Annotated in this window: 14 protein-coding genes; 4 read left to right on the top strand and 10 right to left on the bottom strand. The window is 38.6% G+C overall.

The window, feature by feature from the left end:
• Positions 1-426: 426 nt before the first annotated feature.
• From L2735_RS13935 to speE, 10 genes are all read right to left on the bottom strand, one after another.
• The gene (locus L2735_RS13935; protein WP_248985291.1) at positions 427-1,884 is read right to left on the bottom strand and encodes an oligosaccharide flippase family protein; all 1,458 of its coding nucleotides are present in this window, start codon (positions 1,882-1,884) and stop codon (positions 427-429) included.
• Positions 1,885-2,199: 315 nt separating this feature from the next.
• The gene (locus tag L2735_RS13930; RefSeq protein WP_248985290.1) at positions 2,200-3,078 is read right to left on the bottom strand and encodes a putative ATP-dependent zinc protease; all 879 of its coding nucleotides are present in this window, start codon (positions 3,076-3,078) and stop codon (positions 2,200-2,202) included.
• A gap of 46 nt (positions 3,079-3,124) precedes the next feature.
• A complete protein-coding gene (locus L2735_RS13925; RefSeq protein WP_248985289.1) occupies positions 3,125-3,475 on the bottom strand; it encodes a DUF3802 family protein in 351 nt (116 codons plus the stop codon).
• A 76-nt stretch (positions 3,476-3,551) separates the two neighbouring features.
• Complete coding sequence (locus L2735_RS13920) at positions 3,552-4,142, bottom strand: YceI family protein (RefSeq protein ID WP_248985288.1); 591 nt, start codon at positions 4,140-4,142, stop codon at positions 3,552-3,554.
• A 91-nt stretch (positions 4,143-4,233) separates the two neighbouring features.
• Positions 4,234-4,683, bottom strand: coding sequence for a YaiI/YqxD family protein (locus L2735_RS13915; RefSeq protein ID WP_248985287.1), 450 nt, complete (start codon positions 4,681-4,683; stop codon positions 4,234-4,236).
• Between the two features lie 192 nt (positions 4,684-4,875).
• Positions 4,876-5,514 carry a pyridoxamine 5'-phosphate oxidase gene (pdxH, locus tag L2735_RS13910; RefSeq protein ID WP_248985286.1) on the bottom strand — a complete coding sequence of 213 codons (639 nt, stop codon included), beginning with the start codon at positions 5,512-5,514 and terminating at the stop codon, positions 4,876-4,878.
• Positions 5,515-5,695: 181 nt separating this feature from the next.
• Entirely contained in the window at positions 5,696-6,628 is a 933-nt protein-coding gene (speB, locus tag L2735_RS13905; protein ID WP_248985285.1) for an agmatinase, read from the bottom strand.
• 29 nt (positions 6,629-6,657) lie between these two features.
• Positions 6,658-7,587 carry an S-adenosylmethionine decarboxylase proenzyme gene (locus L2735_RS13900; protein WP_248985284.1) on the bottom strand — a complete coding sequence of 310 codons (930 nt, stop codon included), beginning with the start codon at positions 7,585-7,587 and terminating at the stop codon, positions 6,658-6,660.
• Between the two features lie 53 nt (positions 7,588-7,640).
• Positions 7,641-9,554 carry a biosynthetic arginine decarboxylase gene (gene speA, locus L2735_RS13895; RefSeq protein ID WP_248985283.1) on the bottom strand — a complete coding sequence of 638 codons (1,914 nt, stop codon included), beginning with the start codon at positions 9,552-9,554 and terminating at the stop codon, positions 7,641-7,643.
• Between the two features lie 14 nt (positions 9,555-9,568).
• Positions 9,569-10,459 (bottom strand): polyamine aminopropyltransferase, encoded by an 891-nt coding sequence (gene speE / locus L2735_RS13890; RefSeq protein WP_248985282.1) that lies wholly within the window; start codon positions 10,457-10,459, stop codon positions 9,569-9,571.
• A 571-nt stretch (positions 10,460-11,030) separates the two neighbouring features.
• On the opposite strand from speE, the gene L2735_RS13885 reads away from it, so the two are divergent.
• From L2735_RS13885 to L2735_RS13870, 4 genes are all read left to right on the top strand, one after another.
• Positions 11,031-11,864, top strand: a complete 834-nt coding sequence (locus L2735_RS13885; protein WP_248985281.1) for a CvfB family protein — start codon at positions 11,031-11,033, stop codon at positions 11,862-11,864.
• Between the two features lie 78 nt (positions 11,865-11,942).
• Positions 11,943-12,611: a YceH family protein gene (locus tag L2735_RS13880; protein ID WP_248985280.1), complete on the top strand. Its 669-nt coding sequence runs from the start codon at positions 11,943-11,945 to the stop codon at positions 12,609-12,611.
• A gap of 109 nt (positions 12,612-12,720) precedes the next feature.
• Entirely contained in the window at positions 12,721-13,554 is an 834-nt protein-coding gene (locus L2735_RS13875) for an ABC transporter permease (protein ID WP_248985279.1), read from the top strand.
• Entirely contained in the window at positions 13,551-14,453 is a 903-nt protein-coding gene (locus L2735_RS13870; RefSeq protein WP_248985278.1) for an ABC transporter ATP-binding protein, read from the top strand. The genes L2735_RS13875 and L2735_RS13870 overlap by 4 nt, the downstream gene beginning before the upstream one ends.
• Positions 14,454-14,844 lie beyond the last annotated feature (391 nt).

Here is a 14,844-nt window from a genome sequence, read left to right as displayed (position 1 = left end):
ATCTAATAAGCTAACAGTTTATCCCGAATTCAACTCCGAAGTGCGACACATTAACTTCCCAGCTTTCATCTTCACCTATAGTCAATCAAAGTACGAAAGCTTAAGTTGCCTGTTTAAATAAAAATATTCATTAGAAGGCTGTCGATCATCAAAGCTATCCAATCACCTGAGGCCGCAGCTATGCCAATATTACTAGCAGCAGAAACACCATGGCTTCTTACACCATGGTTCTCGTGATGGATAACAATAACATTTATCAGTAGAGCCATCATTGACTATCACTTTTTCTTTTGGAGTTTAATCCTTTTAATTAATTCAACAACTTACTTTACAAATGGCTCACCGTTGAGACAAAGGATTACTGCACTACTGACCATTAAAACTTCCCAAATCCATTTATCTAAAGTATCTAATAATCCATTTTCTCTATTGTTTTTTAGGTTTAAATTTATAACCTAAGAACATCAATATCATCACTATCATTTGAAGAGAGATGAATAGCATTATTTCCAGATCATGACTCAACCCAAAGCTCATTGAAATTAGATAACATAAGGCTAAAATGAAGCAAACGATAATTGCTCCAGAAAAAATCGATGTGGAAAAAGAAAGGATAGAATATTTAAATAAGCGACATACCAATACAGGTTGAATCACACCACGGATTAATGATAGCGAAATTAATAATGCCCATGCAGCTCCAAGAACGCCATAAAGATTAACCAACACTAACATTAATATAAGTGTCGTTACTGTTTCCATAACAGATAATTTAGCACATTTCCCATATTCACCTTTCGCAATGAGTAATGAATTAACAGGCCCCTGCATGTTTGCAATTGCATAACCTACAGCCATTATCTTTAGCACACTCCAAACCTTATCAGGAACCTCTCCCAGCCAAACCTGTAGAAACAGCTCCCCTACTACTAGGAGGTTAATATATATCAAGGCTGATAAAGCAGAAGCGCACAAAATACTAATGTAAAACTGTCTTTCAAAAGTAGAGGTATCACTAGAAACTTTACTAAAATAAGGCGTTAATACGGAGTTTAAGGTGATAGAAATCTCTACGTAGATTTCCATTAATCTTCCTGAAATCCTTAGTGGCGCGGAAGATGCTGAATTTATCATAAAACCAACAAATAAAATGGAAGAGTTATTTCTAAAATAATCATTCAGCCGCATAGGTAAAAACATCACGCCAGAACTCATAATTTTTTTGATTTGCTGTCGGTTAATTGAACTTGTAGTGAACTCGCTCTTCAAGCCCGAAGATAAAGACCAATAAAGTTTTAATAATAATTCTATGATAGAAATCGAAACAAATACTAAAGCAATGCCGAGAACACCTAGCTCATACTTTATAGAAAAAAGAAGAAAAACCAGCCGTAAAATATTACAGGATGCTTTAATGACATTATTCTGAAAAAACTTGAACTTAGCATTTAAGTAACCCTGCAATGTACCTGATATTAAATTGAGTGAATAGGAAATAGAGAGAAGTGAAAAAATCAAAAATACTGACTCAGATGTATTAAAACTCATCCCACCTGAATAGGCATCCCAAATATAACAGACAGATATAGCGACCAAAAAAAATAAAAAAGCCATTAATGTTATTAACATCATGACATTAGATACAATAATTTTTCGCTCGCCTTCGTATTCTTCTTTTTTAGAGACATGACGCCCAATAATTGAGCCCATTCCAAATTCAAGCAAATTTACTTGAGCTACAAAAGCAATGAGGATAGCCCATAAACCGAAGTCCGATTCTCCTAAAAAAGACAGTAATGCTCTTACAACAAATAGACCAACGAAAACTTGTATAAATACATTAACAATATTAAAAGCAACACCAGATAACAATTTACCGAACACTATAATATCCCTATTAGTAACGATTCAATGCTTAAAAACAGCCAAACCATTATAATTAACCCTCAAAAACAGCACGCAAGATTAAATCACCTAATATCGCCCGACTGCAGGTTTAAATGACTATTGGGTTATTAAATAAGCAAGTTTTCAAACCCATGATTGATCATACAGTTAATTAGTTACAATTACACAACAAAACACTAAGGCAACGGTTCAAAATTGATAATTGCAAAGTGCAGAGCTTGTTAAATCGGCATAAAAAAAGCCACTATGGATAGCGGCTTTGTATTATGTGGACTTACTAGCTGCGAAAAATCACATATTCACATCAACAATATAATGACCTTGTAGCCAGTTTCTGCCAATAAGCAGTTTATAAGTCATTTTGCTGCGATCTCGCAAGTTAACATCAACTTTAAACTCTTCTCCAGGCTCCCCTATGGTTAATGTCACCATATAACGGATTTCACTTCCCTGAGCATTGCGGATGAGTGATGTGTTATGTATGCGTGCTGTAACATCAACAGTTTCACCTTTTTCATTCATTGTTGTGAAAGTGACATCTTTACCAACATTATTTTCCATGTTGTCTTTGTCTTCATCTTTGATCCTTAAATTGACTGCATGCAATGAGTTTTCGACTGCGCCAGTATCAATTCGAGTATCAAAAATTAAACCTGATTCGACAATGCTTATCCCAGCGGTAGGGCCGATAAACTTTTTCTCTGATACATCAACAACATATTTACCTTTAAGCCAGTTACGACCAATCAGTAGTTTGTAATCCATCGTCGTTCTATTTTTCAAATTCACCTTCACTGTACGGGTACTGTCTCCGTAGGTGATTGGAAGCTTAACAGCGTAACGGGTTTCTGTGCCCTGGGAATTACTGACTGTTGAAGTACCTACAATTTCTGCAGTTACCTTTTCTTGGTCGCCTTTTTCATTAAAAGTATTAAAAGACACATTTTTTCCAATGTTATCTTTCATTTTCTTAGCACTGCCGCCTTCTACTTCAATATCTAAGGCATGAAGAGATGAATTTACAGCTCCTGTATCCATTCTTGCCTCAAATACGATGCCATTTTTACTCACTGACATCATTTCAGTTTGGCCGAGTACTTCTTTATCTGCGGCAAAACTCGCAAATGAAATACAACTCAATAAGGTGGCAGTAACGATTGTTTTGAACATGCAAAAATCCTACAAATAAGATGAATTGGTAAAGTTATAATGAAGTTTATCTAAGAATGTGTTCGATTTCTTTATCAAACAGATTTTTGATTAGCCCTGAAAACTCAGTAATAAAGACGCTTTGATCTGGAGTTGCGTTGTGACTGGCTACACTTGCTAGAATTTCTTCTAAATCATAAACGATAGCATCAATCTCTCGAATCACCTTATTGCGTTGTGCAAATGAAAGTTTAGGATTCTGACCACAAACCATAATGATTTGCGCTGATAATTGATCTTCAAATAATTCCATTACGGTTTGGCTGTTAATACTGGTATCTTCAGAGGCTTCAAATAGGCCTAAGTGTTCAGTTAAATATTGAATTAAATGAATGTAGCCATCTTTATCAGTGACCATTATGTCCCCTATTAATGTGGCTTTTGAATGACAAAAGCCACAGTGTATTCTTTATGGATGTGCTTAAACACGCTGATTATTGCGACAACGTCAGTACAAAAGACACTGGCACCGCTAAACTGATACTACTTAACCCAGCGATTTCACGGAGTTTATTAATGCCTTCAACTAAATTAAAGTCACTTGCTTGGATGATAACCGGTGACATACTGCTGACGACCATTTTTTTATCCGATAACTTCGCCACTAGCACATCAAAAGTTTTTTGACGGCTTTTTCCATGTAATTCAATGGTGCCATCAATTTGCGTCACTAACGTTGATCCTACGCTTAAATCAGCCAACAATTTTGGATTAACAACTGCCGATAGCGTTAACTCGGGATATTTAGCCACTTCAAACAGCATGGTTTGCATCCGTTCATCACGAATTTCAATTCCAGTGTCGACACTATCTAAATCAATCAATAAATTAAACGCGCCCTCAGGCGTTAAACTACCGCTAACTTTCTTAAAGTCATGTACTTCAGCAATATCTCCTTTTTTGACTGAAATAAAGCTGACCTTTGAATGCCCTTGTTTAATTTGCCAATCTGCGGCAAATGCAGCACAAGACAGCAAAGAAGTAGACAATAGCGCTATAGGTAGTGCTTTAAGCCATTTTTTCATCATTAATCCCTTTTGTGAATAAAAACAGTTAAATTATAGATTAAAATTTATTAACTCGACGGTATAAAGCCAGCTGAGTCATTTCTTCTAATTATAAGCGGCTTAGCCACTTATCAAGAGCCTTTGCAAATGCATGCTTATCAGCTTGAGAGAAGCTATTAGGTCCATTTGTATGCACTCCACTACTTCTTAGCTCTTCCATAAAGTCACGCATGGTTAAGCGTTGTTTTATATTATCAACGGTATAGATATCGCCACGAGGGTTAAACACCATAGCGCCTTTCTCGATGGCATCTGATGCTAACGGAATATCTCCCGTAATGACTAAATCGCCATCCTGTAATTGCTCGACAATATAATTATCTGCTTCATCAAAGCCCGAACTAACTCTTACGACCGAGATATTAGGTGACGCCGGTACTCGAATAAGTTGATTAGCCACCAAAATTAGCGGCACAGACTTTCTGTCAGCGGCTCTAAATAACATCTCTTTTACTGGATTAGGACATGCATCGGCATCGACCCAAATTGTTTTACTCATTAATATTTCTCAGTAAATTCTTTAAAACGAGCTACCGTCCAGACTAATCATGCCCAAGCAATAGGCCAGACTTTGGCTTCTATTTATAGCTCTGAACTTATAGCTTCGAAGTTATAGTTCCTAACTTATAGTTCCGAACTTTTAGCCCCGAACTTATAGCTCCGAACAATGGCTCTTATCTATGGCTCTTACTTACGGCGCCAATCTATCAATATCCCAACCCGTTGGGCTTTTTTGATAAATAAAACGGTCATGAAGTCTGCGCTCACCGCCTTGCCAAAATTCGATGCTTTCAGGCTTCACTCGATACCCGCCCCAGAATTTCGGTAAAGGCACCTCACCCTTAGCAAATTTATTCTTCATTTCATTAAACTTGCTTTCTAAAGCTTGGCGAGCACTGATTTTGCTGGACTGTTTAGATACCCATGCAGCAACTTGACTATCTTTCGGTCGACTCATGAAGTATTTAGTCACTTCCATTATTGATAATGGTTCAGCTTCACCTGTAATTGCCACCTGGCGTTCTAGTGGATGCCACGGAAATAATAAACTGGTTTTGGCATTCGACGCTAAATGAGTGGCTTTACGACTTTCTAAATTGGTAAAAAACACAAAACCATCATCATCAAATTTTTTCAGCAACACAATCCGTTGAAATGGCTGCCCGTCTTCATCAACAGTGGCGACACACATGGCTGTTGGATCGGTTAGCTCAGCCTGTTTTGCTTGTTCAATCCAATGGGTAAATAAATCCATCGGATTTTCAGGTAAATCATTGCGACGCAATCCACCTTGAGTATATTCACGGCGGATATCAGTTAAATCATTCATTTAGATACCTCTTTAATTACACTCATTATACTCTCTGTTGCTGATATATGATCATGAGATTGCTGATAATTACACGCATTCATTTAGATACCTCATTACAGATATTAAAAAACCAACGACATGCGTTGGCTTTTTATTCACTGAAACGGTTTGAGTAAGGCTTTTATGTTCAAGTACAAGTTTATGCTTTAACTAAACCCTTACCTTCAGCCCAAACGTGAAGCAATTCAAGGCCTAATGTCGCACCCGCTAATGCAGTGATATCAGCAGAGTCGTAAGCTGGTGCAACTTCAACCACATCCATACCGACTATGTTCATACCACGTAAGCCACGAATGATTTTCATCGCTTTATCACTGGTTAGGCCGCCGCATACTGGCGTACCTGTACCTGGTGCATAGGCTGGATCTAAACAATCAATATCAAACGTGACATATAGCGGCATATCACCCACACGTTGTTTAATTTGCTCAACAATTTGGTCAGCAGTTAAGTCATTGGCCGTTGCTGCATCAATTACTTTAAATGCATGTTCTGCAGTATTATATTCAGTGCGAATTCCCACCTGAATTGAGCTCTCAGGTGCAATTAAACCTTCGTTTGGCGCATGGAAAAACATAGTGCCGTGATCGTACTTGCTCCCCTGACTATAAGTGTCAGTATGAGCGTCAAAATGAAGTAAGGCCATTTTGCCGTACTTTTTATAATGTGCACGCAATAAAGGTAAAGTGACAAAATGATCGCCACCAAAACTTAATAACGCTTTATCACTATCAAGAATGCGTGTAGCAAAACCTTCTAAACGTGTCGTAAAGTCTTCTTGGTCACCACAATCAAACACTAAATCGCCAGCATCAACAATATTGATGGTTTCACTAATCGAAAAGTCCCACGGCCAGCGTGTTTCTTCCCAAGCAAGGTTGACTGAAGCGCGGCGAATCGCATCAGGCCCCATACGACCACCTGAGCGACCTGTTGTTGCCATATCAAATGGCAAACCAATCACAACCACATCAGCATCTGTTTCAGTGGGTTTAAAGTTTAATGGCTGGCGTAAGTAACCAAACGCATTTGAATACAATGAATAATCTGCTTTTTCAGCAAAAGTGCTCATAAAATCTCCGTAAAGGCTAGTGCCAATAACTACAAATATTCTGGTATCAGTACTTCATGACAAAGTTGCTGATAGTGACTGAAGTTAACATCGTATCCTTGCTCTATTGCAAGCGAGCAGCTCCCCAAACATAAATGCGCTGGGAATCCTTCAGTGTTTTTAGGTGAATTAAAGCCAATCACATCCCAACTACCTGGGTTAAGGCTACTCAGTAACCTTGCATATATATCAACTGGATGATTGGCCAAGTTCACGTTAGTCTCTAAGCTCACATAAGAACTCTTTTCTTGCGGGGTAATATGAATCGTAAAATACTCTTGCCCCTTGATCCCATTTATCGAATAGCCAAACGGTTCAAACAGAAAATCGTCGACGACAAAATCAGGAAATAATGCTGATAATTGTAATAAATCGCGGATCCCTTGGGCCGATTGATTAACCCCACGTAAGTAGTCAGCAGCATCACCATTAATATGGTACATCAACAATTCATTGGTCACGTCAGTTGTTGGCGCAGTAAAAGGCTTTTTAGTGCTAAACATATAATGATGGTGTGAATCTAAATGACCAATGCGATATGCATTACCTGTAATGGTTTGTCGAATTTTTTTCAAATCATCTTGGAAAGAGCTTGATTGCAGATGCGATAAATATTCGTTTTTACGCTGATAACTTGCAAATCCAATCGCTTCCTCACCGACATGTTCAATGAACGACATAACAGCATCTGCAAGTGTGGTTGTGCCACAAGTGAGCATGACAAAACGGTCATCCCACACAAATAAACTTGATTCACTTAATAAATAGGCATCACAATATTCATTGCTGACCGACGATAAGATTTCAGCGTTTGCACAAGCGACAATTTCAGCCCAAAAAGGCTTGCCAAAACTACGTAATTTTTGAGATGAGTCAGCTAAAATGACTTCAATCTTTTTTTCAGAACCTTCAAAAAACATATTTCAAAACCTAAAAACGCAGAGTCAGCTAGCTGACTCTGCTGACACACTTTTTACGAAAAATCTTCTAAATAGGTGTAACCCTTTAGACCTAACTGTAACTCTTCCAATATCGAGGTTCTTTCATCTTCAGCAATATGCTGATTGACTAACTCTTCATAGGTGCGCATAAATGCCACAGCATCCAAGTTTACATAGCGAAGAACATCAGCCACAGTATCACCTGCTAACACCGACTCAATATTCGGGATACCATGTTCTTCAACGCGAACCACAGCTGAGTTAGTATCACCAAATAAATTATGCATATCCCCCAAGATTTCTTGGTAAGCCCCCACCATGAAAAAGCCGATTAAATATGGGCTTTCAGGAGTCCATGCAGGTACAGGAAGCGTGGTTTCAATCCCTTGGCCATCAACATATTGATCAACAATACCATCAGAGTCACAGGTAATATCCAGCATAACTGCACGTCTTTCCGGTGGCTTATCTAAGCCACTTAATGGCAGCACAGGGAACACTTGATCGATTCCCCACGCATCTGGAATTGATTGAAACAATGAGAAATTAACAAAGAATTTATCTGCCAGCTTTTCATTTAACTCATCAATAATCGGTCGATGAAATCGATTGTTGTTACTTAATAAACTCTTTAATGCATGACACACTCGTAAATTAGTTTGTTCTGCCCATGCACGCTGCATCAAGGTCAACTGCCCTACCGAGAACAAGGAGTGCGCTTCAGCAATGTCACTTTGAGTATCATGGTAAATCTCAATAATCGCACGATTATCTGGACGTTCACTCATATCCGTCCATGATTCCCACATGTTATGTAATAGCTGTGGTGCGTTTTCTTCTGGAGGTTGAATATCTTCAGGCTTGTATGACTCAGTGCCTATCACATCGGTAATTAATACTGCATGATGCGCCGTTAAATGGCGACCAGACTCTGAAATAATCCGTGGCATTGGCTGTTCATATTCATTACAAATATCACTTAGCACGCTGACAATGTTATTGGCATATTCAGTTAAGCCATAGTTCATTGAGTTATTACTTTGGCTACGAGTACCATCGTAATCAACCGCTAAGCCGCCGCCGACATCGAAAGTGTCGATCAGCGCCCCTAACTCACGTAATTCACAATAAAAACGCCCTGCTTCACTCACACCTTGGCGAATATCACGGATATTGGCGATTTGCGATCCTAAATGGAAATGAATTAATTGCAGCGAACTCATCATATCGAGTTGCTTGAGTTCATTAAGCACTTTTAACACTTGCGCGGCAGATAAGCCAAATTTTGATTTTTCACCGCCACTTGCTTGCCACTTACCCTTGCCTTGGAAAGCCAGTCGGGTTCGAAGACCTAATCTAGGAGTGACCCCTAACTTTTTAGACTCTTGTAGAATTAGATTCAACTCAGAAATCTTTTCTATAACGATATACACTTTATGACCCAGTTTTTCACCAATCAAAGCTAAGCGCACATATTCTTTATCTTTGTAGCCATTACACACAATGACTGAACTGGCTTTTTGTGCCATAGCAAGTACAGCCATTAACTCTGGCTTACTACCTGCTTCTAGCCCTAGTTGAGGGACTTCTTTTGACTTCTGACTTGCCAGAATTTCTTCAACGACCGTTTGTTGTTGGTTAACTTTAATTGGATACACCAACAAGTAATCGTTCTGATATTCATACTTTTGAATCGCCTCATTAAACGCATCACATAGGTTTTCAACCCTACGGTGTAAAATCTGCGGGAAACGGACTAGCACTGGTAAGGCGACACCCGCTTTGACCATATCTTTAGCAAGTTCATTTAAACCAATTGTACAATCTGGCTTACTTGGATCAGGGGTAACGGTGACTTCACCTGTATCATCAATACCAAAATATTGTTGACTCCAATGGGTCACGTTATAGCTAGAACGTGCGTTTTCGATAGACCAATCTTTCATATTCTTCATTCCGTCTATTTAGTAGAACATGCAGTCACGCATTGAGCGTTTTTAACTGCACTTTCAACAAATGCGGGCAATGCAAAGCTTGCCATGTGTAAAGCTGGTGTGTAGTAACGAGTGCTAATATTAGCCTGTTCAAAACGTTGCTTTAATGTCGTTAAATCATGTTCTCGAGCAGATACATCATTGGTGGCCCAAGCAAATGCCATGGTGCCACCAATGTAAGTCGGCACAGCTGCATTATAAAACCAACAATCTTTCACGTATGGGCTCATACGTCTTACCGTGTCTTGAAGCTCTTCAGGTTGCATAAATGCCACCCCGTTTTGAGCAACAAAAATGCCATTGTCCGTTAGACAGCGTGTACAGTTTTCGTAAAACGCTGAACTAAACAACACTTCTCCAGGTCCAACAGGATCAGTACAGTCTGAAATAATCACATCAAACTGCTGCTGACAATGTTCAATAAAATGCATTCCATCATCAATCACCAAATTCACTCTTGCATCTTCAAATGCACCTTGTGAGTGTTGTGGGAAATAGGTTTTACACATTTCAACTACATTAGCATCGATTTCAACCATAGTAACCTGCTCTATAGATTGATGTTTTAATACCTGCCTTAACATACCACCGTCGCCACCACCTATGATAAGGACTTTCTTAGCCTTACCATGTGCAAGGATAGGTACATGGGTCATCATTTCATGATAAACAAATTCATCTTTTTCAGTTGTTTGAATAGCACCATTTAATGCCATTACACGGCCGAAATTGGCATTTTCAAAAATACTTAAATGCCACTGAGCTGTTTTTTGTTCAAACAGCACTTGTTCAACTTCAAAATACTGACCATAGCCAGCATGTAATGTTTCATAATAAATATTTGATTTGTTTAGCATGCTAAGAGTCCAACGCAGGCATAAATACAATAACCTTTACAGCGTAGATATAAGTTTAAAAGAGTGAATCATTAAGAGTTTATTGCAGTTTACATCTCAGCACACTATTAATGCCAAGGGCTTATCTACAAGTTTCAATCAATGCTTCCATAATATGTTTTCACCAGGGACATAACAGTCGTTTTACGCTGCTTATCAAGGCAAATCGTTTGCACATTTACCACGCTGAGCCAACCCAAGTTGATAGCTCTATGTACAAATAAAAAAGCGGCGCAATTAAACCCTGCAAACCATTATAATGCAAGGATGAATCAACAATTTAAGTATAAATTTAATTCATTATTTTTGCACATCGACTTTGTTATGTTTTTTTTGTTAAAAACCAGACGGTTCACCGTCTAAAAATACGCGCAAGTACTGCATATTATTAACCTAGTATTGTTTATTACCACTTTCAGCTTGAGTTTATGACCTCAATTCAGAAACACCTATATAAGCACAGTTACAAGTAACGTTATTGAGTATATAATTACCCTGTTTTCTCCTTATCTTTAGTTAAATAGAGCCGCAAATGATACAAATCGGAAAGAATTACTCCCTAGAAGTCGTTAAACAAGTCAGTTTTGGCATTTATGTGAATGCACAAGAATTAGGTCAAGTACTATTACCTAATAAGTTCGTCCCTAAAAACTGCCAAGTTGGCGATATGGTTGATGTCTTTCTTTATCTTGATTCTGAAGATATTGTTATTGCGACTACCCAAAAGCCTTATGCTCAAGTTGGCGAGTTTGCTTATCTTAAAGCTATCGCAACCGGTCCATTTGGTGCGTTCTTAGATTGGGGGTTAGATAAAGATTTATTACTGCCGTTTGGCGAGCAGCATAGAAGTATCGAAGAAGGTAAATCTTACTTAGTCTATGTTCATGCTAACCATGTTGATGAGCGTATTATGGCCTCATCTAAAGTCGACAAGTTTTTAGACAAAACACCAGCTGAATATGAAGCAGGTCAAGAAGTGGATTTAATCATTGGTGGTAGTACTGATTTAGGTTTTAAAGCCATTATTAACAACGCTCATTGGGGCGTGTTATTCCAAAATGAAGTATTTCAACGTTTAAGCTTCGGTCAATCAATCAAAGGCTTTATCAAACAAGTTCGAGAAGATGGCAAAGTTGATTTGATTTTACAAAAAGCAGATCAGAAAGGTTTAGATAAAAACGCAGAAACTATCATCAATAAGTTATATCGTGCTGGCGGATTTTTACCGTTAAATGACAAAACTGATTCTGCCATTATCTACGAGCAATTATCGATGAGTAAGAAAGCGTTCAAGCGCAGCATTGGTGGTTTGTTCAAAGGTGGACAGATCAGCATCGAAGATGATGGAATTAGATTGCTCAAATAAGCTACATACAAACTGAATTATTTGATAAAAAGCATGGTTCTGTTATAACAAACCATGCTTTTTTATTTGGAGTAATTTATGGAACTTAGCAAGCAAGAAGCCCGCGTTATCGGCTGTTTATTAGAAAAAGAAATTACTACCCCCGAGCAATACCCTCTCTCAATCAATTCTTTAACCATGGCCTGTAATCAAAAAAGCAGCCGTGAACCTGTCATGAGTTTATCTGAGCAAGAAACCCAAACCATTATCGATGATCTCACTAAAAAAAGACTGATCAGTGAACAGACTGGATTTGGCAGTCGCGTTGTCAAATACAAGCATCGTTTTTGTAATACTGAATTTAGTGATCTGCAGTTTTCCAGTGAGCAGCTTGCGGTCATTATTGTGCTGTTACTGCGCGGTCCGCAAACACCGGGAGAATTAAAGACCCGTTGTAATCGATTGCACGAATTTGATGGCCCACAAAAGGTCGAAGCAGCACTGCAATCTTTAGCATCACGCGATGAGCCGCTAGTGGTTCAATTACCTCGTGAAGCTAATCGTCGTGATAGTCGATACGCTCAGCTGTTTTCAGACAAACAATACTTAGAACAAGGAAGCACAGAATTTGAAGTCAGTGCCGCACCTGTAAGTAAGGCTGTAGGCGCTGAAGCTAACAGTGCCCTTCTTGAGCGAGTCAGCTGTTTAGAAAACCAAGTGAATGATTTAACTCAGCGCTTAGCTGAACTTGAACAATTACTGGATTAGCCAATAAAGTCACCATTAACACTGACTTAACAAAAATTAATCTTCTTCTGGTTCGCTATCAAGTATGATGGCGAACACATCATCGTTTTCTCAAGGATATTTATAGCTTATGGACTCATCTCCTCGGTCTTCATCACTTCGTCAGACCTGGCTTATTGCTAGTTATGAACTGACGAAGCGATTTACTAATACCAAAGGTATTGCGGCTTTAATCGCCTTCTCACTGCTGTGGGCGATAATTTTATTGTATCCAGTGCAAAGTGCGTCTGTGTATATGCTAGAACCAGGATTTAAAGAATTAGTTCAAGGTATTTATGGCCCTGATGCACTAAGTCAGCTATTTAGTTGGAAGGTGGCTGAGTTTGCTGTTTTTTGGTGTATCGCCCTTTATGTATTTCCTATGTTTAGTATTTTTATTACTGCTGACCAATTTAGTTCAGATAAACAACGTGGATCATTTAGGTTCCTGACTTTAAGAGTTAGCCGTGACAGTATTTTCTTTGGCCGTTTTCTAGGTCAAATGTTAATTCAATCATGTTTATTGCTGTTAACCATTATTGCCACAATATTAATGGTGATAACTCGTGATGCTAGCTTATTTAGCGATGCACTTTTTAGCGGCTTTACTGTATTTATCAACGTCTTTATTGCCTTATTACCTTATACAGCAGTAATGGCAGTATTGTCTTGGTACGCTAATAGTGCACGCCAAGCCAGCATTTACGCTGTGATTCTTTGGGCTGTTAGCGGCATATTAATCATGATAATTAATAGCCAAATACCTGCTATGTCATTTTTAAGCTGGGTATTACCTGGCTCGCAATTATCTCTAATGATAAACACTCAAGGATTAGGCTCATTAATCTATGCTCCTATCCCATTAATTCAAGCACTTGCTGTATTAATTGCAGGTCGTATTTATATGCAACGGAGTGCACTATGAAGCTCATTACGTGTGAAGGTGTCTCAAAACAATACGGCTCAAAAGCGGCCTTATCTAATATCAACCTATCTTTAGATACTGGTGCCCCTATTGCTCTTGTAGGCCCTAATGGTGCAGGTAAAACAACACTGTTTAGTTTGCTTTGTGGTTTTATCCATCCCAGTGCAGGCAATATAACAATTTTAGGTGAAAAGCCTGGCAGTCAACAATTACAAAACCTAGTCTCTGCGTTACCGCAAGATGCTGCGTTAGATCCAAACTTTACCATCGTGTCGCAGCTTACTTTTTTTGGAAAGCTGCAAGGCATGAATGGTAAACAAGCAAAACAAGAAGCACTTAGAGTATTAGAACTGGTTGATTTAACCGCTTCTGCACTAATGCTACCCAAAAGTTTGAGTCATGGCATGAGTAAGCGTGTTTCTATTGCTCAGGCCTTAATGGGGTCGCCTAAGTTAGTATTATTGGATGAACCAACAGCAGGTTTAGATCCTGCTAATGCCAAAAAAATACGCCAAATCGTGAAAGACTTATCTGCAACGACGACATTTGTTATTAGTTCGCATAATTTGGAAGAGTTAGAAAAGCTTTGCGATCAAGTTTTATACCTTGAGCAAGGGCAACTTCAACAATCAGTGTCGATGAAAGCTGATGCTGAAACAGCTTTTTTAACCTTAACGATGCAGCAAGCTGATATTGAGTTGTTAAGTGACAAAGTGAGAGGCATGCCCAATATAATCAACGTAAAAATCAATAACGATGAGCAAATTATTATTGAGCACCACTTTGATAGCAGTTTTAATTTAGAAATGTCGCTGCTGGGTCTCTTTAGCGAAAACGGCTGGCAATACAAGGCTATAATGAAAGGTCGGAGCTTAGAAGAAACCTTATTCTCAAGCTAAGGTTAAATTAGGCGTTACATTAAAGCTCAGTACTCGTACTGGGCTTTTTTATTTAGGTCAGTTTAATGTCGCTAACTCAGTCAAGTACACTCTCGCTTGAAAACATCATGTCCAGAGAAATCATGCTCATTAAGTAGTATTGCTCATTTTCAACCTGAAGAAACCGCTTCTCCATATCGGATAATATTAACCCTTACTGAATCTACTTAGCTCATACCTGAGCCAGATTTGAGCACATGCCGCGTTAAAGTTACTGCAGCACCCAAAATGAAAGGATGAATTATACCAATCCGCATTAGACTTTGCCCATATTAGCCCAGTCTCGTGTACATAAACTTTTTACCCTATCTTTGCACTGAATAAATATATTCCAAGCTTTACAACACTGCTC

Source organism: Shewanella olleyana (genome assembly GCF_023283825.1).
Classification (GTDB): domain Bacteria; phylum Pseudomonadota; class Gammaproteobacteria; order Enterobacterales; family Shewanellaceae; genus Shewanella; species Shewanella olleyana.
This window is presented reverse-complemented; position numbering and strand designations above follow the sequence as displayed.

What these genes read in the sequence shown, in the direction of transcription:
- L2735_RS13930 (WP_248985290.1), bottom strand. Translation starts at nt 3,078, where the DNA reads ATGTTCAAAACAATCGTTACTGCCACCTTATTGAGTTGTATTTCATTT.
- L2735_RS13925 (WP_248985289.1), bottom strand. Translation starts at nt 3,475, where the DNA reads ATGGTCACTGATAAAGATGGCTACATTCATTTAATTCAATATTTAACT.
- L2735_RS13920 (WP_248985288.1), bottom strand. Translation starts at nt 4,142, where the DNA reads ATGAAAAAATGGCTTAAAGCACTACCTATAGCGCTATTGTCTACTTCT.
- L2735_RS13915 (WP_248985287.1), bottom strand. Translation starts at nt 4,683, where the DNA reads ATGAGTAAAACAATTTGGGTCGATGCCGATGCATGTCCTAATCCAGTA.
- pdxH (WP_248985286.1), bottom strand. Translation starts at nt 5,514, where the DNA reads ATGAATGATTTAACTGATATCCGCCGTGAATATACTCAAGGTGGATTG.
- speB (WP_248985285.1), bottom strand. Translation starts at nt 6,628, where the DNA reads ATGAGCACTTTTGCTGAAAAAGCAGATTATTCATTGTATTCAAATGCG.
- L2735_RS13900 (WP_248985284.1), bottom strand. Translation starts at nt 7,587, where the DNA reads ATGTTTTTTGAAGGTTCTGAAAAAAAGATTGAAGTCATTTTAGCTGAC.
- speA (WP_248985283.1), bottom strand. Translation starts at nt 9,554, where the DNA reads ATGAAAGATTGGTCTATCGAAAACGCACGTTCTAGCTATAACGTGACC.
- speE (WP_248985282.1), bottom strand. Translation starts at nt 10,459, where the DNA reads ATGCTAAACAAATCAAATATTTATTATGAAACATTACATGCTGGCTAT.
- L2735_RS13885 (WP_248985281.1), top strand. Translation starts at nt 11,031, where the DNA reads ATGATACAAATCGGAAAGAATTACTCCCTAGAAGTCGTTAAACAAGTC.
- L2735_RS13880 (WP_248985280.1), top strand. Translation starts at nt 11,943, where the DNA reads ATGGAACTTAGCAAGCAAGAAGCCCGCGTTATCGGCTGTTTATTAGAA.
- L2735_RS13875 (WP_248985279.1), top strand. Translation starts at nt 12,721, where the DNA reads ATGGACTCATCTCCTCGGTCTTCATCACTTCGTCAGACCTGGCTTATT.
- L2735_RS13870 (WP_248985278.1), top strand. Translation starts at nt 13,551, where the DNA reads ATGAAGCTCATTACGTGTGAAGGTGTCTCAAAACAATACGGCTCAAAA.